At 67.0% G+C, this 19,831-nt stretch carries 19 protein-coding genes; 15 read left to right on the top strand and 4 right to left on the bottom strand.

What is annotated here, in order from left to right:
* Positions 1-172 precede the first annotated feature (172 nt).
* Entirely contained in the window at positions 173-2,488 is a 2,316-nt protein-coding gene (locus ACFFGH_RS17910) for a glycogen debranching protein (protein WP_386670752.1), read from the top strand.
* Between the two features lie 121 nt (positions 2,489-2,609).
* Here the strand turns inward: ACFFGH_RS17910 and ACFFGH_RS17915 are convergent, their stop codons facing one another.
* Together ACFFGH_RS17915 and ACFFGH_RS17920 are read right to left on the bottom strand one after the other, a co-directional pair.
* On the bottom strand, positions 2,610-3,170 hold the full coding sequence (locus ACFFGH_RS17915) for a DUF1415 domain-containing protein (protein WP_386670754.1): 561 nt from the start codon (positions 3,168-3,170) through the stop codon (positions 2,610-2,612).
* A 53-nt stretch (positions 3,171-3,223) separates the two neighbouring features.
* Positions 3,224-3,706: a YajQ family cyclic di-GMP-binding protein gene (locus ACFFGH_RS17920; protein ID WP_386670756.1), complete on the bottom strand. Its 483-nt coding sequence runs from the start codon at positions 3,704-3,706 to the stop codon at positions 3,224-3,226.
* A 190-nt stretch (positions 3,707-3,896) separates the two neighbouring features.
* On the opposite strand from ACFFGH_RS17920, the gene ACFFGH_RS17925 reads away from it, so the two are divergent.
* The 3 genes from ACFFGH_RS17925 (at position 3,897) to ACFFGH_RS17935 (ending at position 6,495) form a co-directional block, all read left to right on the top strand.
* The gene (locus ACFFGH_RS17925) at positions 3,897-4,952 is read left to right on the top strand and encodes an NAD(P)-dependent alcohol dehydrogenase (RefSeq protein WP_386670758.1); all 1,056 of its coding nucleotides are present in this window, start codon (positions 3,897-3,899) and stop codon (positions 4,950-4,952) included.
* An 18-nt stretch (positions 4,953-4,970) separates the two neighbouring features.
* Complete coding sequence (locus ACFFGH_RS17930) at positions 4,971-5,510, top strand: DUF1453 domain-containing protein (protein WP_386670760.1); 540 nt, start codon at positions 4,971-4,973, stop codon at positions 5,508-5,510.
* Positions 5,511-5,652: 142 nt separating this feature from the next.
* Complete coding sequence (locus ACFFGH_RS17935; RefSeq protein WP_386671272.1) at positions 5,653-6,495, top strand: DMT family transporter; 843 nt, start codon at positions 5,653-5,655, stop codon at positions 6,493-6,495.
* 9 nt (positions 6,496-6,504) lie between these two features.
* Here the strand turns inward: ACFFGH_RS17935 and ACFFGH_RS17940 are convergent, their stop codons facing one another.
* Positions 6,505-7,245, bottom strand: a complete 741-nt coding sequence (locus ACFFGH_RS17940) for a DNA-formamidopyrimidine glycosylase family protein (RefSeq protein ID WP_386671274.1) — start codon at positions 7,243-7,245, stop codon at positions 6,505-6,507.
* A 353-nt stretch (positions 7,246-7,598) separates the two neighbouring features.
* On the opposite strand from ACFFGH_RS17940, the gene ACFFGH_RS17945 reads away from it, so the two are divergent.
* The 3 genes from ACFFGH_RS17945 to lpdA all read left to right on the top strand — a co-directional run bounded on the left by ACFFGH_RS17945 (position 7,599) and on the right by lpdA (position 12,225).
* Positions 7,599-9,059 carry a dihydrolipoyllysine-residue acetyltransferase gene (locus ACFFGH_RS17945; protein WP_386670762.1) on the top strand — a complete coding sequence of 487 codons (1,461 nt, stop codon included), beginning with the start codon at positions 7,599-7,601 and terminating at the stop codon, positions 9,057-9,059.
* 99 nt (positions 9,060-9,158) lie between these two features.
* Positions 9,159-10,307, top strand: coding sequence for a mechanosensitive ion channel family protein (locus ACFFGH_RS17950; RefSeq protein ID WP_386670764.1), 1,149 nt, complete (start codon positions 9,159-9,161; stop codon positions 10,305-10,307).
* Positions 10,308-10,335: 28 nt separating this feature from the next.
* The gene (gene lpdA, locus ACFFGH_RS17955; protein WP_386670766.1) at positions 10,336-12,225 is read left to right on the top strand and encodes a dihydrolipoyl dehydrogenase; all 1,890 of its coding nucleotides are present in this window, start codon (positions 10,336-10,338) and stop codon (positions 12,223-12,225) included.
* Between the two features lie 288 nt (positions 12,226-12,513).
* Here lpdA and ACFFGH_RS17960 read toward each other — a convergent pair whose 3' ends face one another.
* Positions 12,514-12,741 carry a DUF2061 domain-containing protein gene (locus ACFFGH_RS17960; protein WP_386671276.1) on the bottom strand — a complete coding sequence of 76 codons (228 nt, stop codon included), beginning with the start codon at positions 12,739-12,741 and terminating at the stop codon, positions 12,514-12,516.
* Between the two features lie 192 nt (positions 12,742-12,933).
* Here ACFFGH_RS17960 and ACFFGH_RS17965 point away from each other — a divergent pair, with 192 nt between their 5' ends.
* The 8 genes from ACFFGH_RS17965 (at position 12,934) to atpD (ending at position 19,771) form a co-directional block, all read left to right on the top strand.
* A complete protein-coding gene (locus tag ACFFGH_RS17965) occupies positions 12,934-13,299 on the top strand; it encodes a hypothetical protein (RefSeq protein WP_386670768.1) in 366 nt (121 codons plus the stop codon).
* A 32-nt stretch (positions 13,300-13,331) separates the two neighbouring features.
* Positions 13,332-14,129: a F0F1 ATP synthase subunit A gene (gene atpB / locus ACFFGH_RS17970; protein WP_386670770.1), complete on the top strand. Its 798-nt coding sequence runs from the start codon at positions 13,332-13,334 to the stop codon at positions 14,127-14,129.
* Positions 14,130-14,222: 93 nt separating this feature from the next.
* Complete coding sequence (gene atpE / locus ACFFGH_RS17975; RefSeq protein WP_386670772.1) at positions 14,223-14,513, top strand: F0F1 ATP synthase subunit C; 291 nt, start codon at positions 14,223-14,225, stop codon at positions 14,511-14,513.
* Positions 14,514-14,616: 103 nt separating this feature from the next.
* Positions 14,617-15,087, top strand: a complete 471-nt coding sequence (locus ACFFGH_RS17980) for a F0F1 ATP synthase subunit B (protein ID WP_386670774.1) — start codon at positions 14,617-14,619, stop codon at positions 15,085-15,087.
* 5 nt (positions 15,088-15,092) lie between these two features.
* On the top strand, positions 15,093-15,620 hold the full coding sequence (locus ACFFGH_RS17985) for a F0F1 ATP synthase subunit delta (protein ID WP_386670776.1): 528 nt from the start codon (positions 15,093-15,095) through the stop codon (positions 15,618-15,620).
* A gap of 92 nt (positions 15,621-15,712) precedes the next feature.
* The gene (gene atpA, locus ACFFGH_RS17990) at positions 15,713-17,263 is read left to right on the top strand and encodes a F0F1 ATP synthase subunit alpha (protein WP_386670778.1); all 1,551 of its coding nucleotides are present in this window, start codon (positions 15,713-15,715) and stop codon (positions 17,261-17,263) included.
* A 107-nt stretch (positions 17,264-17,370) separates the two neighbouring features.
* Complete coding sequence (gene atpG, locus ACFFGH_RS17995) at positions 17,371-18,234, top strand: F0F1 ATP synthase subunit gamma (RefSeq protein WP_386670780.1); 864 nt, start codon at positions 17,371-17,373, stop codon at positions 18,232-18,234.
* 106 nt (positions 18,235-18,340) lie between these two features.
* Positions 18,341-19,771: a F0F1 ATP synthase subunit beta gene (gene atpD, locus ACFFGH_RS18000; protein WP_386670782.1), complete on the top strand. Its 1,431-nt coding sequence runs from the start codon at positions 18,341-18,343 to the stop codon at positions 19,769-19,771.
* Positions 19,772-19,831 lie beyond the last annotated feature (60 nt).

Genomic DNA, 19,831 nt, shown 5'->3' on the forward strand with positions numbered 1-19,831 from the left:
CATGGCAGTGCACCGATCACGGCAAAGCGGTCCGTTCGATTGACCCGCGGCTACTGCGGGACGCGACCGCGCTCGTGAATACGATTGCAGCTCACGCGCCATCGACGTTGTGCGTTCGCACATCGGGCGACAGTTCCGGCGGGCACCGGCCCGACGACTGGAGCGCGACGCCATGGGTCATCTGTTCTTCCGGCTTTGCACCGCGATCCTGGCAACGCTGCTGGCGCTGGCGAGCGTGTCTGCGCGGGCCGGCATCAACAGTCAGAACCTCGGAGCGAAGTACGACTCGACGCAGAGCAACATCACGTTCCGCCTGTATTCCTCGCGCGCAAGCCGCATCGAGGTGGCGATCTACAAGACGCCGCAGGGCGCACAGGAGGTCGTCCGCTACGTGCTGACGAAGGACAGCACGACGCAGGTCTGGTCGAAGACCGTGTCGGTGTCGACGCTCAAGAACACCTACGGCGTATCGGGCCCGGTGTATTACGGCTACCGCGCCTGGGGGCCGAACTGGCCCTACAGCAGCAGCTGGAGGAAGGGCACGAGCACCGGGTTCATCAGCGACGTCGATTCCAAGGGCAACCGCTTCAACCCGAACAAGCTGCTGCTGGACCCGTACGCGCTGGAAATCAGCCATGACCCCAACACGCCGGCCTGCACCGACGGCACGATCTACGCGAGCGGCGCCTCGCATCGCGCCAAGGACAGCGGACCGTGCGCAAGCAAGGGTGTGGTACTTGCGCCGATCAGCACCTCGACCGGCACCCGGCCCACGCGCGCGTTCAAGGACGAGGTGATCTATGAAGTGCATGTGCGCGGGCTGACGAAGAACGACACAAGCGTGCCGTCATCGCTGCGCGGCACGTACGCGGGCGCTGCCTACAAGGCCGGCTACCTCGCCAGCCTGGGCGTCACCGCGGTGGAGTTCCTGCCGGTGCAGGAAACCCAGAACGACACCAACGACGTCGATCCGAGCTCCAGTGCAGGCGACAACTACTGGGGCTACATGACGCTGAACTACTTCGCGCCGGATCGCCGCTATTCCTCCGACAAGACGGCTGGCGGCCCGACGCGCGAATGGCGCGCGATGGTCAAGGCGTTCCACGACAAGGGCATCAAGGTCTATGTCGACGCGGTCTACAACCACACCGGCGAGGGCGGCCCCTGGAGCGGTACCGACGGGCTGACGGTCTACAACATCCTGTCGTGGCGCGGCCTGGACAATCCGACGTACTACTCGCTGACCAGCGATTACCAGTTCCCGTGGGACAACACCGGCGTCGGCGGCAACTACAACACCCGCAACGCGATCGCGCAGAACCTGATCGTCGACTCGCTCGCGTACTGGCGCGACAGCATGGGCGTGGACGGCTTCCGCTTCGACCTTGCCTCCGTGCTCGGCAACACCTGCCAGCACGGCTGCTTCAACTTCGACAGGATGGACTCCGGCAATGCGATCAATCGCATCCGCAGCGAACTGCCGCCACGTGCCGCGACCGGTGGCAGCGGCATCGACCTGATCGCCGAACCCTGGGCGATCGGCGGCAACTCCTACCAGGTCGGAGGATTCCCGTCCGGCTGGGCCGAGTGGAACGGGCGCTACCGCGACAGCCTGCGCAAGAAGCAGAACCAGATGGGCGTCGCCGCAGTGACGCCGGGAGAGGTGGCGCGGCGCGTTTCCGGCTCGTCCGACCTCTACGGCGACGATGGCCGCAGGCCATGGCATTCCGTGAACTTCATCGTCGCGCACGACGGTTTCACGCTCGCGGACCTGTACAGCTATAACACCAAGCAGAACAACCAGCCCTGGCCTTATGGGCCGTCCGACGGCGGCGAGAACGACAACCACAGCTGGGACCAGGGCGGTGTGCTGGCCGAGCAGCTCAAGGCACCACGCACGGGCCTGGCGCTGATGATGCTCAGCGCCGGCGTGCCGATGTTCAACGGCGGCGACGAGGCGCTGCGCACGCAGTTCGGCAACAACAACCCGTACAACCTGGATTCGTCGGCGAACTGGCTGCTGTGGACGCGTGATTCGTACGAGCAAAACCACCAGACGTTCACTTCGCGACTGATCGCGTTCCGCAAGGCGCATCCGGCATTGCGCCCGCTGAACTTCTATTCGGGCAGCGACGCGAACGGCAACGTGATGGAACAGCTGCGCTGGTTCCGGCCCGACGGGGCGCAGGCCGATGCCGCGTACTTCGATAGCCCCGACAACCACGCGATCGCGTGGCGCATCGACGGCAGCGAGTTCGGGGATCCGGCAAGCGCGATCTACGTCGCCTATAACGCGTGGTCCGGCCAGGTGGACTTCAGGCTGCCTTGGCCCGGCAGCGGCAAGCGCTGGTACCGCGTGACCGATACCGCCACCTGGAACACCGGGCCGGATGCGTTCGTGCTGCCGGGCAACGAGGCGCTGATCGGCGGGGAGGGCGTCGTCTATGGCCTGCAGGGGCGGTCGGTGCTGCTTCTGATTGCAAAGTGAGGCAGCGGCAGGCGCGCCGCGGATGATGGGACGGGCGCAGGTGAATGCCGCGCCCGTTTCTCGGCCGAAGGGCGGCACTGACGCCGGTGGCGCTTGGCCGCAGCTCTGAGCGTCGGCGCGTTCAGTCGAGCAGCCTGCGCCACCCCTCGATTCCGAGCCGCTCCATCGTCTCGATGTTGCGCTCAACGATCGCATCCGGATCGGGAAACGCCGCAACCGCGCGCTCCACGCTCGCCTCGCGCAGCAGGTGCAGCATCGGGTGCGGCGAGCGGTTCGTGCAGTTGGCCACGTCGTCGTAGGCCGTGCCCGCGAACTGGTAATCCGGGTGGAAGCTCGCCACCTGGATCTCGCCAGCAAGGTCCAGCGCCTCGATCGCCTGATCGGCCTCGTCCAGGAAATCGTTGTAGTCGTAGAAATCCTGCAGCACCTGGGGATGCACGATCAGCGTCGTGTCGATCGCCTCGGCCGGCGTCGCGTGCAGCAGGCGCAGCTCATCCTCGAGCACGGACCGCAGCGCGTCGGTCGTGTCCGCTTCGCTCAACACGAACCTTACCTGCTGCTTCACGTATACCGCTTTTGCGAACGGGCACAGGTTGAGCCCGATCACCACGCGCTCGAGCCACATGCGCGTCGCTGCGATCTCAGGCGCCTCGTCTGCTGCTTCGACGGGCTGCGGGCTCACCGCGCTCTCCGCGCCCCGGGGCATCGTGGTGCTGACAGGTCCATCGCGGATCGTCAGTCGCGGAAGTTGTCGAACTGCAGCGGCCGCTCGAACTCCTGCGCGCGCAGCAGCGCCATCGCCGCCTGCAGATCGTCGCGCTTCTTGCCGGTCGCGCGCAGCTTGTCGCCGTTGATCTGGGTGTCGACCTTGATCTTCGCGTCCTTGATGGCCGCCTGGATCTTCTTCGCCAGTTCGCGCTCGATGCCCTGCTGCACGGTGATCTTCTGCCGCGCTCCGGCGAGGTTGGTTTCGATGTCGCCAAACTCCAGGCAGCGCACGTCGATGCCGCGCGCGATCAGGCGGGCACGCAGGATGTCCTGCATCTGCTTGAGCTGGAAGTCGCTCGGCGCCTTGGCGGTGATCACCGATTCCTCGCGTTCGAACGTGGCATCCACGCCCTTGAAGTCGAAGCGCGTCGACAGCTCGCGGTTCGCCTGGTCGACGGCGTTGGTCAGTTCGTGGGTGTCCACTTCGGACACGATGTCGAAAGACGGCATGCGGGGCACCTGAGTAAGCGGGCCGGAAGGGTAGCGCATGTGGCCGGGGCCAGGCAGGCGGCTGCGGTGCGTGGCGGCGGATCCAGCCGGTGTCACGAAGCCTCGACCGAGCCCGCAGCGACAGGCCGCCTTGACCACCCTCTACACCCGCGTCGCTAGACTTCCCGCCTCCCCCGTCAGGTCTGCCGCCATGCTGCCCACCGCCGCCTATGCCGCCCACGAGCCGCGCTCGCCGCTTGCGCCTTTCATGATCGAGCGTCGTGAGCCGGGCCCGGACGAGGTTCTGATCGACATTCTCTACTGCGGCGTCTGCCATTCGGACGTGCATCAGGCGCGCGACGAGTGGGGCGGCGCGATCTTCCCGATGGTGCCGGGCCACGAGATCGTCGGCCGCGTGAGCCGTGTCGGCGACGCGGTGCAGCGGTTCAAGGTCGGCGATGCGGTCGGCGTGGGCTGCTTCGTCGATTCCTGCCGGCAGTGCCCGCAGTGCCTGGCTGGCGTCGAACAGCATTGCGCACTCGGCATGACCGCGACCTACAACTCGCGCGAGGGCAACACCGGCGCGCCGACCTACGGCGGCTACTCGACCCAGATCACGGTCGACGAGAAGTACGTGCTGCGCATGCCGGAAGGCATGGCGCTGGACCGCGCCGCGCCGCTGCTGTGCGCGGGTGCGACGACCTACTCGCCGCTGCGGCAGTTCGGCGCCGGGCCGGGGCACGAGGTCGGCGTGGTCGGGCTGGGCGGGCTCGGACACATGGCGGTCAAGCTGGCGGCCGCGATGGGTGCGCGCGTCACGGTGCTGAGCACGTCCGAATCCAAGCGCCCGGATGCGCTCGCGCTCGGCGCGCACGATTTCATCGCCACGCAGGACAAGAACGCGTTCAAGAGCCATGCCGGCCGCTTCGACCTGATCCTCGATACCGCGTCCGCGCCGCACGATTACAACGCCTACCTCACGCTGCTGAAGTTCAACGGCACGATGGTGCTGCTTGGCATTCCCGAACAGCCGCTGCCGGTCGCGGCGGGCGCGCTGATCATGCAGCGGCGCAAGCTGGCCGGCTCGTTGATCGCCGGCATCGCCGAAACCCAGGAGATGCTCGATTTCTGCGGCGAACACGGCATCGTGTCGGACATCGAGCTGATCGGAATGGAGCAGATCAACGAAGCGTACGAGCGCATGGTGCGCAACGACGTGCGCTACCGCTTCGTGATCGACATCGCGACGCTCGCGCAGAATCAGTAAGCCCGCCGCGCCGTCGCGATGCCGCTGCTGCTGATCCCGCTCGGGCTCGCGCTGCTGGTCGCGCTGTGGCTGCTGACGCTGCCGCTCGCGGTTTGGCAGCGCTACCGCCGCGGCCGGGCGCGCCGGCGCGCGCGGCCGTGGGCGGTGCGCGCCAATGCCTGGTCGCTGCTGCTGTCGGCGGCGCTGTTCATGCTCGGCGCTTGGTTCGCGACCATTTGGATCGACGGGGCGCTCGCATACGCCGCGCTCGGGCTGTCCGCCGGGCTGGTCGTGGGCTGGCTCGGGCTGTACATCGCACGCATCGAGCACGAGCCCGAAGCCATATTCCATACGCCGAACCGCTGGCTGGTGCTGGTGCTGACCGCGGCCGTCGCGGCGCGCATCGGGTACGGGCTCTGGCACCTGGCGCAATGGCAGGCCGATGCGGGGCACGCCGTATGGCTGGCTCGCCAGGGTGGGCTGCTCGCGTTCGGCGGGCTGCTGCTCGGCTACCACCTCGGCTACGCCTGGGCGCTGCGGCGCCGCATCGGTCGCGGTGCGTCGGTGCTGCGCTATTGAACTGCACGCGCGCAGCGGTCAGCCTTCGCGTTCGCAATCGGGGCAGGTGATGGACAGGATCGGGCAGCACAGGGACGCGCAACGGGGCACGGGAGCGGCGCCGAAGCCCCGGCGTTCGCCCGCGTTCACGGCCGCGCTGGCGATGCTGGCCGCAGTGGCGCTGTTCTCGGTGATGGATGCCGGCCTCAAGCAGCTCGCCGGCCATTACCCGCCGTTCCAGGTGGCGGCGCTGCGCGGCGCCGCGTCGCTGCCGTTCGTGCTGGTCTGGGCCGCGTCCACGAGCGGCCTGCGCCCGCTGCTGCGCGTGCGCTGGCGCCTGCACCTGCTGCGCGGCGTGTTCGGCGTCGCGATGATGGCCTCGTTCGTCTATTCGCTGCGCACGCTGCCGCTGTCGACCGCGTACTCGCTGTTCTTCATCGCCCCGCTGCTGGTCACCGCGATGTCGGTGCCGATCCTGGGCGAGCGCGTAGGCCCGCGCCGGTGGACCGCGATCGCGGTCGGCCTGATCGGCGTGCTCGTGCTGCTGCGGCCGACCGGCGAGGGGCTCGGCACGCTCGCATCGATTGCCGTGCTGCTGGCCGCGACGATGTATGCAGTCAGCGCGATCACCGTGCGCGTGCTCGCGCGCACCGACAGCACGCAGGCGATGGTGGTATGGCTGATGACGCTGATCGCGGTCGGCGCAGGCCTGCTTGCGTGGCCGGATTGGGTGCCGATCCGCGCAAGCGACGGCTGGCTGATCGCCGGCATCGGCCTGGCCGGTGCGCTGGGCCAGTACACGATCACCGAGGCGTTCCGGCGCGGCGAAGCGTCGATGATCGCCCCGCTGGAATACACCGCGCTGATCTGGGGGGTGCTGCTCGACGCGATGTTCTGGGGTGTGCTGCCCGATGCGGTGACCTGGATCGGCGCGGCGATCATCGTCGCCAGCGGGCTTTATCTGCTGCGCCGCGAGCGCGTGCATCTGGAAGCCGAACACCCCTGAGCACGGGCCTCAGCGGTAGAGCCTCTGGCAGGCCTCGCAGTAGAACGCGCGGCGCTCGGCCAGGCCCAGGCTCTTCCGGAAGCTCAGCGGCGTGCCGTCGCGTGGGCAGGTCTTCTTCGCATGCACCTGCCAGTTTTTCTTCAGCACGAATTCGCGCTTCCACGCCAGGAAATCAAAGCTGTACTCGCGCGCCTGCGTCACCAGCTCGCCGAGTTTGCGCGGTGGCAGCGCGCCGACCGTGCTTTCGGGGTGCACGCGGATGCGGTGCAGCACCTCGTTCTTGATGATGTTGCCGACGCCTGCGAACAGGTCCTGGTCGAGTAGTGCATCGGCCACCAGCGTGTCGGGCTGCGCGCGCAGCTTCCGGCGCGCCTGTTTCGGGTCCCACACGTCGGACATCACGTCCGCGCTCCAGTCGTAATGCTCGTCCAGATCGCCTTCGATGAAGCGCACCGAGCATGCGTAGAGGTTGAGTTCCTCACCCTTGCTGAAGCCCAGGCTCAGGCGTATCGGAGAATTCGCCTTGCGCTCGTTGATGCGGTGGCTGCCGAACATCAGCAGGTGGACCCGCAGAGCGAAGCCGTCGAACTGGATCAGGAAATGCTTGCCCCAGGTGCGGATCGCGCGCACGGTGCGGCCCCGCATGCGGTTGATGTCCTGGGTGCTGTTGCCTTCCACGCGCAGCACGCGGCGACCGACGAAGCGCGTGGTCGCTTCCCGCAGCAGGACCAGCGAAGGGCCTTCAGGCATCGGCCGGCTGCCTGCGTGCCTGGCACTGGCACGACATTGCCGCAGCCAGCCGCGCGCGATCGCTTGCCACAACCGGCCGACGCGCGGATGCGGCGGGTGTCGATTCGCAATGCGATCGCTGGTCGGGCTTGAGGTGCATGTCGGGCTCCGTTCGCGTGCCGACGCTAGCGTCGCCGTGGCGCAGGAGCCGTGAACACAGCCCCCATGCCGCGCCGCATGGTCGTGCTGCAAACGTTTACAGCCCGGCTGCGCATTGCCGAACGCGGTGAATGCCCCCGCTGCGCCAACCTCAAGGTTGGCGCGTTCACGCTCGATCGCCACAATAGGTCCTTTCGTGCATGGCGGAGCCGGACATGGCTGAGTGGAAGGAAGCACGCGTCCCCGATATCGGGAATTACGATGGCGTGCCCGTGATCGAGTTGCTGGTGGCGGTCGGGGACACCGTCGCGGCCGACCAGGGTCTGGTCACGCTCGAGTCGGACAAGGCGACCATGGAAGTGCCGGCGCCGTTCGCGGGGGTCGTGCGCGAACTCAAGGTCAAGATCGGCGATGAGCTGGCCGAAGGCAGCGTCGTCGCGCTGATCGAGCCGGCCGAGGGCGGAGCCGCGCAGCAAGAGCCCGCGCGCGCTCAGCCCGCACCGGGCGCATCGCAGACGCTCGCCGCGCAGCCGGTGCCGGACGCCGTGCCGGGCCCGGTGCCCGCCAACGAGCCCGATGTGCGCACGGATGCGGTAGTCGTATCAGGGCAGCCGAATGCGCTGACCCAGCAGTCGATCCAGCGCAACGCTGTCGCCGATACCGTCCAGGCGGCGGCCTCAGGCGAGGGCGACGCACCGCGGACGCCGCCGGTCGCGTTCACCGCCGATGAGCTGATGCCCGACAAGGTCCCGTATGCGAGCCCTGCCGTGCGCCTGTTCGCGCGCGAACTCGGCGTCGACCTCGCACGCGTCAAGGGCAGCGAACGCGGCGGCCGCATCAGCCGCGAGGACGTGCAGAAGTTCGTCAAGGGCGTCATGGCGGGCGGCACGACCCAGGCAGGCGCGACGGCGCCGGCCGGTGGCGGTGGTGGCCTCAACCTGCTGCCGTGGCCGAAGGTCGACTTCGCGAAGTTCGGCGAGATCGAAACCCGCGAGCTCACGCGGATCCAGAAGATCTCCGGCGCGAACCTCGCCCGCAACTGGGCGATGATCCCGCACGTCACCCAGCACGACGATGCCGACATCACCGAGCTCGAAGCGCTGCGCGTCGCGCTCAACAAGGAAAACGAGCGCAACAAGGACGCGGTGAAGCTGACGATGCTCGCGTTCCTGATGAAGGCGTCGGTCGCGGCGCTGAAGCAGTTCCCGACGTTCAACGCCTCGCTCGACGCGACCGGCGAAACGCTCGTGCTCAAGAAGTACTTCCACATCGGCTTTGCGGCCGACACGCCGAACGGCCTGGTTGTGCCGGTGATCCGCGATGTCGACAAGAAGGGCGTGATGCAGATCGCGCAGGAGACGTCGGAGCTTGCAAAGAAGGCGCGCGACGGCAAGCTCGGCCCGGCCGACATGCAGGGCGGCTGCTTCTCGATCAGCTCGCTGGGCGGCATCGGCGGCACCAGCTTCACGCCGATCGTCAACGCGCCGGAAGTCGCGATCCTCGGCGTGTCGAAGTCCGCGATGAAGCCGGTCTGGGACGGCAAGCAGTTCGCGCCGCGCCTGATCCTGCCGCTGTCGCTGAGCTACGACCATCGCGTCATCGACGGCGCCGCGGCCGCGCGTTTTACCGCGTACCTCGCGCAGTTGCTCGCCGACCTGCGTCGCAGCCTGCTGTAACCGGATGGCGCGCTGCATTCTGATTCCGGTTTCCCCCGGCCGCTGCGGCGGTCGGGCCCTGTCGTGCGGCCCGTGCCCCTCCAAAGCGGAGGTGGGCGCATGAGCGTGGCGCAGACCGGCCGCGGCATGCGCGACGCCGCCGGCGCCGCGGCCGACCGCGGGCTCGATTCGGTCGGCGCGTTGCTCGATTTCCGGATCGTCAACGTCGCCGGTCTCAGCATCACGGTCGGCGGCATCATCGCGGCGCTGGTCGTCATCGCGATCGCCTGGTTCGCCTCGCGCGTGCTGCAGCGCATGCTCACGCGCTACGGCGACAGCCACCAGCACGTCAATCGCGCATCGCTGTACCTGCTCTCGCGCGTGCTGCACTACCTCGTCATCGCGATCGCGGTCGTCGTGGCGCTCGACGTCGCGGGCGTGCCGATCGGCAAGTTCAGCGTGTTCGCCGGTGCGCTCGGCGTCGGCTTGGGCTTCGGCCTGCAGGCGATCTTCAGCAATTTCATCTCCGGCCTGATCCTGCTGTTCGACCGCTCGCTGAAAGTGGGCGATTTCGTCGAACTCGAGTCGGGCGTGTACGGCGAAGTGCGCGACATCAATATCCGCGCGACCACGATCGTCACGAACGACAACATCGACATCCTCGTGCCGAACTCCGAGTTCGTGAGCGGCCGCGTCGTGAACTGGACGCACCGTGAAGTGTCGCGGCGACTGCGCGTCAAGTTCGGTGTCGCCTACGGCAGCGACAAGGAAGTGGTGAAGAAAGCAGCACTTGAAGCGGCCGCCGAGGTGCCCTTCACGCTCGCACTCGACGGCCCGCGGCGGCCGCAGGTCTGGCTGGTCGAGTTCGGTGACAGCAGCCTGAACTTCGAGCTCGTGGTCTGGCTCAATGCCGAGGCCACCAAGCGCCCGTCGGCCGTGAATGCCGCTTACCTCTGGGCGCTCGATACGGCGCTGAACAAGTACGGCATCGAAATCCCGTTCCCGCAGCAGGACCTGCACATCCGCAGCCTGTTCGGTCACGAGGGCGAGGCGGCGCTGGCCGCGTGGCGCGGCGAGAAGACCGAGCAGGTCAAACCGGTGCCGCACGTCGCCGAGCCGGCGGCCGATGCCCAGCTCGGGCATCGCGAGCGTGCGGAGCTCGCGTCCAACGATGCGCAGGACGACGTGCGCCTGCAGCTCGAGAACCCGCCGAGCGAAGACCTCAATCAAGACACGCATCAAGACACGCAACCGGGCGACGCGCGATGACGCGGCGCCGACCGAGGAGAGGCAGGCAATGACGCAGCGGATCGAACTGAAAGTCCCCGATATCGGCGGCTACGACAACGTGCCGGTGATCGAGCTGCTCGTCGCGCTTGGCGACACGGTGGCGGTCGACCAGGGGCTGGCGACGCTCGAATCGGACAAGGCGACGATGGAAGTGCCCGCCTCGGCCGCGGGCGTCGTCACCGAGTTGCGCGTCAAGGTCGGCGACGAGGTGTCCGAGGGCAGCGTGATCGCCGTGATCGAGGCCGAGGGCGCTGCATCCGGCGGCGCGTCCGCGCCCGATGCCGCGGCCGCTGCGCCAGCCGCGGCCAGGCCCGCGCCTGCTGCCTCGAATGCGCCCGCATCCGCGGCAGGCATCGGCCCGTCCTACGGCGCTGCGCCGGCAAGCGCGGCACCGGCCTCGGCTGCTCCGGCGACCGGCAAGGCCGTCGCGGGCGACGCGCCTGCCGCAGCCGCAGCCAGCGGGCGTACCCCGGACCTCGAATGCCGGATGCTCGTGCTCGGCGCAGGGCCCGGCGGCTACACCGCGGCATTCCGCTCGGCCGACCTCGGCCTCGACACCGTGCTCGTCGAACGCTACGCCTCGCTCGGTGGCGTCTGCCTCAACGTCGGCTGCATCCCGTCGAAGGCGCTGCTGCACGCGGCCGCGGTGATCGACGAGGCCGCGCATGCGAGCGATTACGGCATCGACTTCGGCGCGCCGAAGATCACGCTCGACGCGCTGCGCGCCTACAAGGACAAGGTCGTCGGCCAGCTCACCAAGGGCTTGGCTGGCATGGCGAAGCAGCGCAAGGTGCGCGTCGTCGAGGGCACCGGCCGCTTCATCTCGGCGAACGAGCTCGAGGTCAGCGGCAAGGACGGCGCCAAGCTGATCCGCTTCGAGCAGTGCATCATCGCCGCCGGCTCGCAGCCGGTGAAGCTGCCGGCGTTCCCATGGGACGACCCGCGCGTGATGGATTCGACCGACGCGCTCGAGCTCGCGGAAATCCCTAAGAAACTCCTCGTCGTCGGCGGCGGCATCATCGGTCTGGAAATGGCGACGGTCTTCCGCGCGCTCGGCAGCGAGGTCACCGTCGTCGAGTTCATGGACCAGTTGATGCCGGGCGCGGACACCGACCTCATCAAGCCGCTGGCCGAGCGCCTGAAGAAGCAGGGCGTCGCCGTGCACCTGCGCACGAAGGCCGCACAGGTCGAGGCGCAGACGCACGGGCTGAAGGTGTCGTTCGAAAGCGCCGAGGAAGGCAAGCCCGCCGCAATCGAGGCGCAGCTGTTCGACCGGGTGCTCGTCGCAGTCGGCCGTACGCCGAATGGCGGCAAGCTCGACGCCGACAAGGCCGGCGTGCAGATCAGCGATCGCGGCTTCATTCCGGTCGACCGGCAGATGCGGACCAACGTGCCGCACATCTTCGCGATCGGCGATCTGGTCGGCCAACCGATGCTCGCGCATAAGGCGACGCATGAGGGCAAGCTCGCCGCCGAAGTCGCCGCGGGCGAGAAGAAGGAATGGGTCGCCCGCGTGATCCCGTCGGTCGCGTACACCGATCCGGAAATCGCCTGGGTTGGCGTGACCGAGACCGAAGCGAAGGCCAAGGGGCTCAAGGTCGGCGTCGGCAAGTTCCCGTGGGCAGCAAGTGGCCGCGCGATCGGCCTCGGGCGCACCGAGGGCTTTACGAAGCTCGTGTTCGACGAGGCCACGCACCGCGTGATCGGCGGCGGCATCGTCGGCGTGCACGCGGGTGACCTGATCGCCGAGGTCGCGCTTGCGATCGAGATGGGCTGCGAAGTCACGGACATCGGGCACACGATCCACCCGCATCCGACGCTCAGCGAGTCGGTCGGCATGGCTGCCGAGGTTTACGACGGCACGATCACCGACCTCTACATTCCGAAGAAGAAGTAGCGCGAGCAAACGCAGGACGCGCGCACGGGCGGGGAGTCGCAGCAGCGGCAACCCGCCAGCGCGACGATGTTGCGCACCAGTGCCCAGCGACGGCCATGGCAGCTCGAGCGGTGCGGTGCCGCATTCCGTGCGATCAAGCGCGCTGGTCGCTCACGAAGAAGCCCCGGCGCTTCAGGCCGGGGCTTCTGAGCCCACCGGTGCCATGCCTTGACGAGGAAACCGCAATCGGTGGGCTACCTGAAAGACAACGCGGGTGCAGATTGGTTCCGGCCCTACTCAGGCCAGCAGTTATCCCGGCGCAGCGAGTAGCTCGGCCGACCGACGACGCTCGATGTGCTGCCACCCGCGCTCGTCGAGATAGAACGCCACGGTGTCGAATGCAGGCTCGACAAGAGCGAGCGCGCTGCCGACCAGCACGCTGCCGGTCATCGCGTAGCCGACGAGGAACGCGACACAGAAGTGCACGGCGGCGAAGCTCAGGGTCCTGTGTATGGCAGCGCCTTGGATGAGAGCAATTCACATTCTTCCCGGCGTGGGCGCGTCGTCCAATCGAATCCTCAACCTGGCGCCATAGCCGCCGCCTATCCCGGTGCCGGGCAGCCCGCCCAAGAGCCCGGGCAGGCTTGGTTGCCCGAAAAACGCCGGCGCTCTATACTTTTGCGGCTTCACCGGGCGGTTCGCCCACTTCCCCAGACCGACGAGACCTGCGTGCACGATCCGATGACCGCAGGCCGCCGGCTGGCGTCGCGCGCGATCGTCTGGCAAGCCGGCGCAACGACGCTGGTCGCGCTGGCCTTTCTCGTCCTTGATGCAGCCTACGCGCTTGCAGCGGCGGCGGGTGGGGCGGCCGTGGTGGTGGCGCATGCCGCGGCAGCTTGGCTCAGCTACCGCGGCGGGGTCCAGCCTGCGGGTGTGGTGCTGGTGCGCTGGTTCACCGGCGTGCTGGTTCGGTGGGGAGTGGTGTTGGTGGCGCTGGTGCTGTGTTTCGGAGTCTGGCGCCTGGCGCCGCTCCCGGTGCTCGCAGGCGCGGTTGCCGCGCTGCTCGGCCAGGGCGCCGTGGCACTGCGTCGCTGACTTGAATTCATCTAATTGTGGATCTCTGACTTATGGCGGCCGAAGCAGAACTGACCCCGACCGGCTATATCCAGCACCATCTGAAGAACCTCACGTTCCAGGTGCAGGAAGGAAGCTTCTGGACGCTGCACGTGGACACGCTGGTGACGGCGCTGCTCATGGGCCTGCTGATGGTGTTCGCGTTCTGGATGGCCACGCGCCGACCGACCGCGGGCGTCCCGGGCAAGTGGCAGGCGTTCGTCGAGATCTGCCTCGAGTTCGTCGACCAGCAGGCGAAGGACACGTACCACGGTTCCAGCAAGCTCGTGACGCCGATCGCGATCACGCTGTTCTTCTGGATCCTGATGATGAACCTGCTGAAGATGATCCCGGCGGACTTCATCGCGCTGCCGCTCGAGGCACTCGGCGTGCACTACTGGAAGCCGGTGCCGACCGCCGACGTCAACGCCACCCTCGGCATGTCGATCAGCGTGTTCTTCCTGATGCTGTTCTTCGCACTGCGCGCGAAGGGGTTGGGCGGGTTCACGAAGGAGTTCCTGACCGCGCCGTTCGGCAAGTGGATGCTGCCGTTCAACCTGATCCTCAACATCGTCGAGTGGCTCAGCAAGCCGATTTCGCTCGCGATGCGACTGTTCGGCAACATGTTCGGCGGCGAAATCGTCTTCCTGCTGATCTGGGTGCTCGGCGGCGCCAGCATCATCGGCGCGCTGGCTGGCGGCCTGTTCGGCCTCGGCTGGATGCTGTTCCACCTGCTGGTGATCCCGCTGCAGGCCTTCATCTTCATGATGCTCTCGATCGTCTACCTGAGCCTCTCGGAAGACGCGCACTGACCATTTACAGGGCCCGGCGCCGCCGGCGCCTGGCCACTTGTTCCCAGTTCCACCCTCCTCGTTAAACCACTAAAGCACGTTTCGGAGAAAACCATGGAAACCATCCTCGCCAACCTTGCGCAAGTCCAGGCTTACACCGTTCTGGCCGTCGGCATCATGATCGGTCTGGCCGCGCTGGGCGCCGGTATCGGTCTGGCGATCATGGCTGGCAAGTTCCTCGAGTCCGCCGCCCGTCAGCCGGAGCTGATCCCGGTGCTCCAGGTCCGCATGTTCATCACCGCGGGCCTGATCGACGCGGCGTTCATCATCACGGTCGCTGTCGCGCTGCTGCTGGCGTTCGCGAACCCGCTGATCGGCGAGTTCACGAGCCGCCTGGTCGGCTGATCGCGCGTGGTCGACGCGGGCCGGCATCCGCCGGTCCGCGACTTCCGCAAGGGCGTGCGCCACGGCCGCGCCCCAGACCACTCCAAACGGCAGAGCGTTACCAATGAACATCGGCCTTACTCTCATTGCCCAGGCGTTGGCCTTCGCCGGCCTCATCTGGATCATCGCGACCAAGATCTGGCCGCCGCTTCTGAGCGCGATCGAAGAGCGTCAGAAGAAGATCGCCGAGGGTCTTGCCGCGGCGGACAACAGCCAGAAGGCACTTGCCCAGGCCCAGCAGAGCGCCGACGCCGCGATGCGTGAAGCACGTGGCAAGGCGAACGAAATCATCGACCAGGCCCACCAGCGCGCCAGCCAGATCATCGAGCAGGCCCGCACCGAGGCGCTGGCCGAAGCGGTCCGTGCCAAGGAACTCGCCCAAGCCGAGATCGCCACCGCCGCTACCCGTGCGCGCGAAGACCTGCGCCGTCAGGTCGCGGTGCTCGCGGTTGCAGGTGCCGAGCGGCTCCTGCGCCGTGAAGTCGACGCCAGCGCCCACAAGGCCCTGCTCGACGAACTCGCAGCCGAGATCTGATCGACATGAGCGAAGCCCTCACTTTGGCCCGTCCGTACGCGCGTGCAGCGTTCTCGCTCGCGCACGAGGCGGGGCGCCAGGACCACTGGACGCAAGCGCTGCGCTTCGCGGCTTCCGTCGCGGCCGACCCGCGCGTGGCTCCGCTGATCAGCCATCCGCAGTTCTCGGCGAAAGACGCAGCCGGCCTGCTCGCGGTGGACGACGCTGAGCCGACGTTCGGCCGCTTCCTCGAACTGCTGGCGAACAATCACCGGCTGGGACTCCTGCCCGAGATCGCCGGTCTGTTCGAGCAGCTGCGCGCCGAAGCCGAACACATCGTCAAGGCGCGCGTCGTCTCCGCGGCGCCGATGCAGCCGGCCGAACTGGAGGCGATCCGCGCCGCGCTGAAGCGTCGCTTCGGTCGAGAGGTCGATGTCGAAACCTCGGTCGACGAGTCGCTGATCGGCGGCGCCCTGATCGACGCCGGCGACGTCGTCATCGACGGCTCGCTGCGCGGAAAGCTTGAACGGCTCCAGTCGGCGCTCGCGCGCTGAACCCACGGCCGCGGCGCCTGCGACCCCCCGGCGCGGAACCGCGACCCAACGATTGAATTCTCCGGCGGCGACGCCGGCATAAGGGAAACCCCATGGCTACGACGCAGCTCAACCCGTCCGAAATCAGCGAACTGATCAAGACCCGCATCGAGAAGGTCCAGCTGGCCGCCGAGGCTCGCAACGAAGGCACCGTGACCTCGGTCTCCGACGGCATCGTGCGCATCCACGGCCTCGCGGACGTGATGCAGGGCGAAATGATCGAGCTGCCGGGCAACACCTATGCGCTCGCGCTGAACCTCGAGCGCGACTCGGTCGGCGCCGTGGTGCTCGGTGACTACGAACACCTGCGCGAAGGCGCGGTGGCCAAGACGACCGGTCGCATCCTCGAAGTGCCGATCGGCCCGCAGCTGCTCGGCCGCGTCGTCAACGCACTCGGCGAGCCGATCGACGGCAAGGGCCCCTTGGGCACCACGCTGACCGCTCCGGTCGAGCGCGTTGCACCGGGCGTGATCTGGCGTAAGTCGGTCGACCAGCCGGTGCAGACCGGCTACAAGTCGGTCGACGCGATGATCCCGATCGGCCGTGGCCAGCGCGAGCTGATCATCGGCGACCGCCAGACCGGCAAGACCGCGATGGCGATCGACGCCGTGATCAACCAGAAGGGCACCGGCATCAAGTGCGTCTACGTCGCGATCGGTCAGAAGAACTCGACCGTTGCGAACATCGTGCGCAAGCTCGAGCAGAACGGTGCGATGGACCACACGATCGTCGTGGCCGCGACCGCGTCCGAGTCGGCCGCGATGCAGTACATCTCGGCGTACTCGGGCTGCACCATGGGCGAGTACTTCATGGACCGTGGCCAGGACGCGCTGATCGTGTACGACGATCTGTCCAAGCAGGCCGTTGCGTACCGCCAGATCTCGCTGCTGCTTAAGCGTCCGCCGGGCCGCGAGGCGTACCCGGGTGACGTGTTCTACCTGCACAGCCGCCTGCTCGAGCGCGCCGCGCGCGTGTCCGAGGACTACGTCGAGAAGTTCACGAACGGCGAAGTGAAGGGCCAGACCGGTTCGCTGACCGCGCTGCCGATCATCGAAACGCAGGCCGGCGACGTGTCCGCATTCGTGCCGACGAACGTGATTTCGATCACCGACGGCCAGATCTTCCTCGAAACCGATCTGTTCAACGCCGGTATCCGTCCGGCCGTCAACGCCGGTATTTCGGTCTCGCGCGTCGGTGGCGCCGCGCAGACGAAGATCATCAAGAAGCTGTCGGGCGGTATCCGTATCGCACTCGCGCAGTATCGTGAGCTCGCGGCGTTCGCGCAGTTCGCGTCGGACCTCGACGAAGCGACCCGCAAGCAGCTCGAGCGCGGCCAGCGCGTCACCGAGCTGATGAAGCAGAAGCAGTACCAGCCGATGTCGATCGCTGACGAGGCACTGTCGATCTATGCAGTCAACGAGGGTTACCTCGACGACGTGCCGGTCAACAAGATCCTCGCGTTCGAAGAAGGCCTGCACGCGCACTTCGCCAATACGCAGGGCGATCTGATGCGCTCGGTCAATACCACCGGTAACTGGGACGGCGAGATCGAGGGCAAGTTCAAGGCCGGTATCGAAGAGTTCAAGAAGACCGGTACCTGGTAAGCCGGGAATCGATGTCGGGAATCGGGGCTGTCTCGCCCCGAGGCTCTCGCCTCTGACGATTCCCGACTTTCCATCCCCGATACCCGAGCGAGCAGAGCGAGCGACACATGGCAGGCGGCAGAGAAATCAAAACCAAGATCAAGAGCGTGCAGAACACCCGCAAGGTGACGCGCGCGCTCGAAATGGTCTCGGCCTCCAAGATCCGCAAGGCGCAGGACCGCATGAAGGTCTCGCGCCCGTACGCGCGGGTCATGAAGCAGGTGATCGGACATCTGGCGCAGGCCAGCACCGACTACCAGCATCCGTACATGGTCGAGCGCAAGGGTGTGAAGCGCGTCGGCTACGTGATCGTGTCGTCGGACCGCGGTCTCGCGGGCGGTCTGAACAACAACCTGTTCCGCAAGCTGCTCGGCGAATTCCGCAAGTGGCAGGAGCAGGGCGTCGAGATCGACGTCGTCACGATCGGCCAGAAGGCGTCGGTGTTCTTCCGCCGCATCAAGGTCAACATGCTGGCCTCGGTCACCCACCTCGGCGACGCGCCGAAGCTGGAGCAGTTGATCGGCGTGATCAAGGTCATGCTCGACAGCTACAGCGCAGGCAACATCGACCGCGTGTTCCTGGCCTATAACGGCTTCGTCAACACGATGGTGCAGCGCGCCGAGTTCGACCAGTTGCTGCCGCTGCCCCCGGCCGATTCGCAGGTCGCGCGCCATGACTGGGATTACCTGTACGAACCCGATCCGGCGACCGTGCTGGAACACATGCTGACGCGCTATATCGAATCGCTGGTTTACCAGGCGGTGCTCGAGAACATCGCTTCGGAGCATGCCGCGCGCATGGTCGCGATGAAGGCCGCGAGCGACAACGCGACCAAGCTGATCGGCACGCTGAACCTGGTCTACAACAAGGCCCGTCAGGCTGCGATCACCCAGGAAATTTCGGAAATCGTCGGCGGCGCCGCCGCGGTTTAAGTACTCGGGAGCCGGGAAGGACACCGGACCGGAACAGGCGCCCGCGCCGCTCCGACCGATCACCCAGGCCCGCACCCCAACCCCCTTTGAAGAGTCAGGAATCGTCATGAACGCCCAGGTCAACACTCCGGTCGCCACCAACGGCAAGATCGTCCAGATCATCGGCGCGGTCGTCGACGTCGAGTTCCCACGTGATTTCGTGCCGCGCGTATACGACGCGCTCAAGGTCCAGGGCACTGATATCACGCTCGAAGTGCAGCAGCAGCTCGGCGACGGCATCGTCCGCGCGATCGCGCTGGGCTCGACCGACGGTTTGAAGCGCAACCTCGTCGCGGTCAACACCGGTCGCGCGATCTCGGTGCCGGTCGGCGCCGGCACGCTGGGCCGCATCATGGACGTGCTCGGTAACCCGATCGACGAAGCAGGCCCGGTGCAGGCTTCCGATGCATGGGAGATCCACCGCGCTGCACCGTCCTACGAGGACCAGTCGTCCGCGACCGACCTGCTCGAAACCGGCATCAAGGTCATCGACCTGATGTGCCCGTTCGCGAAGGGCGGCAAGGTCGGCCTGTTCGGCGGCGCTGGCGTCGGCAAGACCGTCAACATGATGGAACTCATCAACAACATCGCGAAGGCGCACGCGGGTCTGTCCGTGTTCGCCGGCGTGGGCGAGCGTACCCGCGAGGGCAACGACTTCTACCACGAGATGAAGGACTCCAACGTCCTCGACAAGGTCGCGATGGTGTACGGCCAGATGAATGAGCCGCCGGGCAACCGTCTGCGCGTCGCGCTGACCGGCCTGACGATGGCCGAGTACTTCCGCGACGACATCGATCCGGCGACCGGCAAGGGCCGCGACATCCTGTTCTTCGTCGACAACATCTACCGCTACACGCTGGCCGGTACCGAAGTCTCGGCGCTGCTCGGCCGCATGCCGTCGGCGGTGGGTTACCAGCCGACGCTCGCCGAGGAAATGGGCGTGCTGCAGGAGCGCATCACCTCGACGAAGACCGGCTCGATCACCTCGATCCAGGCCGTGTACGTTCCCGCGGACGACCTGACCGACCCGTCGCCGGCGACGACCTTCGCCCACCTCGACGCGACCGTCGTGCTTTCGCGCCAGATCGCATCGCTGGGTATCTACCCGGCAGTGGATCCGCTCGACTCGACCTCGCGCCAGCTCGATCCGAACGTGGTCGGCAACGAGCACTACGACGTCGCGCGCAAGGTCCAGTCGACGCTGCAGAAGTACAAGGAACTGAAGGACATCATCGCGATCCTCGGCATGGACGAGCTCTCTGAGGAGGACAAGCAGGCCGTGTCGCGCGCCCGCAAGATCGAGCGCTTCTTCAGCCAGCCGTTCCACGTCGCCGAAGTGTTCACGGGTTCCCCGGGCAAGTACGTCTCGCTCAAGGACACGATCCGCGGCTTCAAGGGCATCGTCGAGGGCGAGTACGACCACCTGCCGGAGCAGGCGTTCTACATGGTCGGCGGCATCGAGGAAGCGGTCGAGAAGGCGAAGAAGATCACCGGCTGATCCGGCGATCGTTGAACGTCCGCGGTTCGCCTCACGCGAGCCGCAGGGCGTGAGATCCGA

This window comes from Lysobacter korlensis (assembly GCF_042434515.1).

What these genes read in the sequence shown, in the direction of transcription:
- ACFFGH_RS17910 (WP_386670752.1), top strand. Translation starts at nt 173, where the DNA reads ATGGGTCATCTGTTCTTCCGGCTTTGCACCGCGATCCTGGCAACGCTG.
- ACFFGH_RS17920 (WP_386670756.1), bottom strand. Translation starts at nt 3,706, where the DNA reads ATGCCGTCTTTCGACATCGTGTCCGAAGTGGACACCCACGAACTGACC.
- ACFFGH_RS17925 (WP_386670758.1), top strand. Translation starts at nt 3,897, where the DNA reads ATGCTGCCCACCGCCGCCTATGCCGCCCACGAGCCGCGCTCGCCGCTT.
- ACFFGH_RS17930 (WP_386670760.1), top strand. Translation starts at nt 4,971, where the DNA reads ATGCCGCTGCTGCTGATCCCGCTCGGGCTCGCGCTGCTGGTCGCGCTG.
- ACFFGH_RS17935 (WP_386671272.1), top strand. Translation starts at nt 5,653, where the DNA reads ATGCTGGCCGCAGTGGCGCTGTTCTCGGTGATGGATGCCGGCCTCAAG.
- ACFFGH_RS17940 (WP_386671274.1), bottom strand. Translation starts at nt 7,245, where the DNA reads ATGCCTGAAGGCCCTTCGCTGGTCCTGCTGCGGGAAGCGACCACGCGC.
- ACFFGH_RS17945 (WP_386670762.1), top strand. Translation starts at nt 7,599, where the DNA reads ATGGCTGAGTGGAAGGAAGCACGCGTCCCCGATATCGGGAATTACGAT.
- ACFFGH_RS17950 (WP_386670764.1), top strand. Translation starts at nt 9,159, where the DNA reads ATGAGCGTGGCGCAGACCGGCCGCGGCATGCGCGACGCCGCCGGCGCC.
- lpdA (WP_386670766.1), top strand. Translation starts at nt 10,336, where the DNA reads ATGACGCAGCGGATCGAACTGAAAGTCCCCGATATCGGCGGCTACGAC.
- atpB (WP_386670770.1), top strand. Translation starts at nt 13,332, where the DNA reads ATGGCGGCCGAAGCAGAACTGACCCCGACCGGCTATATCCAGCACCAT.
- atpE (WP_386670772.1), top strand. Translation starts at nt 14,223, where the DNA reads ATGGAAACCATCCTCGCCAACCTTGCGCAAGTCCAGGCTTACACCGTT.
- ACFFGH_RS17980 (WP_386670774.1), top strand. Translation starts at nt 14,617, where the DNA reads ATGAACATCGGCCTTACTCTCATTGCCCAGGCGTTGGCCTTCGCCGGC.
- ACFFGH_RS17985 (WP_386670776.1), top strand. Translation starts at nt 15,093, where the DNA reads ATGAGCGAAGCCCTCACTTTGGCCCGTCCGTACGCGCGTGCAGCGTTC.
- atpA (WP_386670778.1), top strand. Translation starts at nt 15,713, where the DNA reads ATGGCTACGACGCAGCTCAACCCGTCCGAAATCAGCGAACTGATCAAG.
- atpG (WP_386670780.1), top strand. Translation starts at nt 17,371, where the DNA reads ATGGCAGGCGGCAGAGAAATCAAAACCAAGATCAAGAGCGTGCAGAAC.
- atpD (WP_386670782.1), top strand. Translation starts at nt 18,341, where the DNA reads ATGAACGCCCAGGTCAACACTCCGGTCGCCACCAACGGCAAGATCGTC.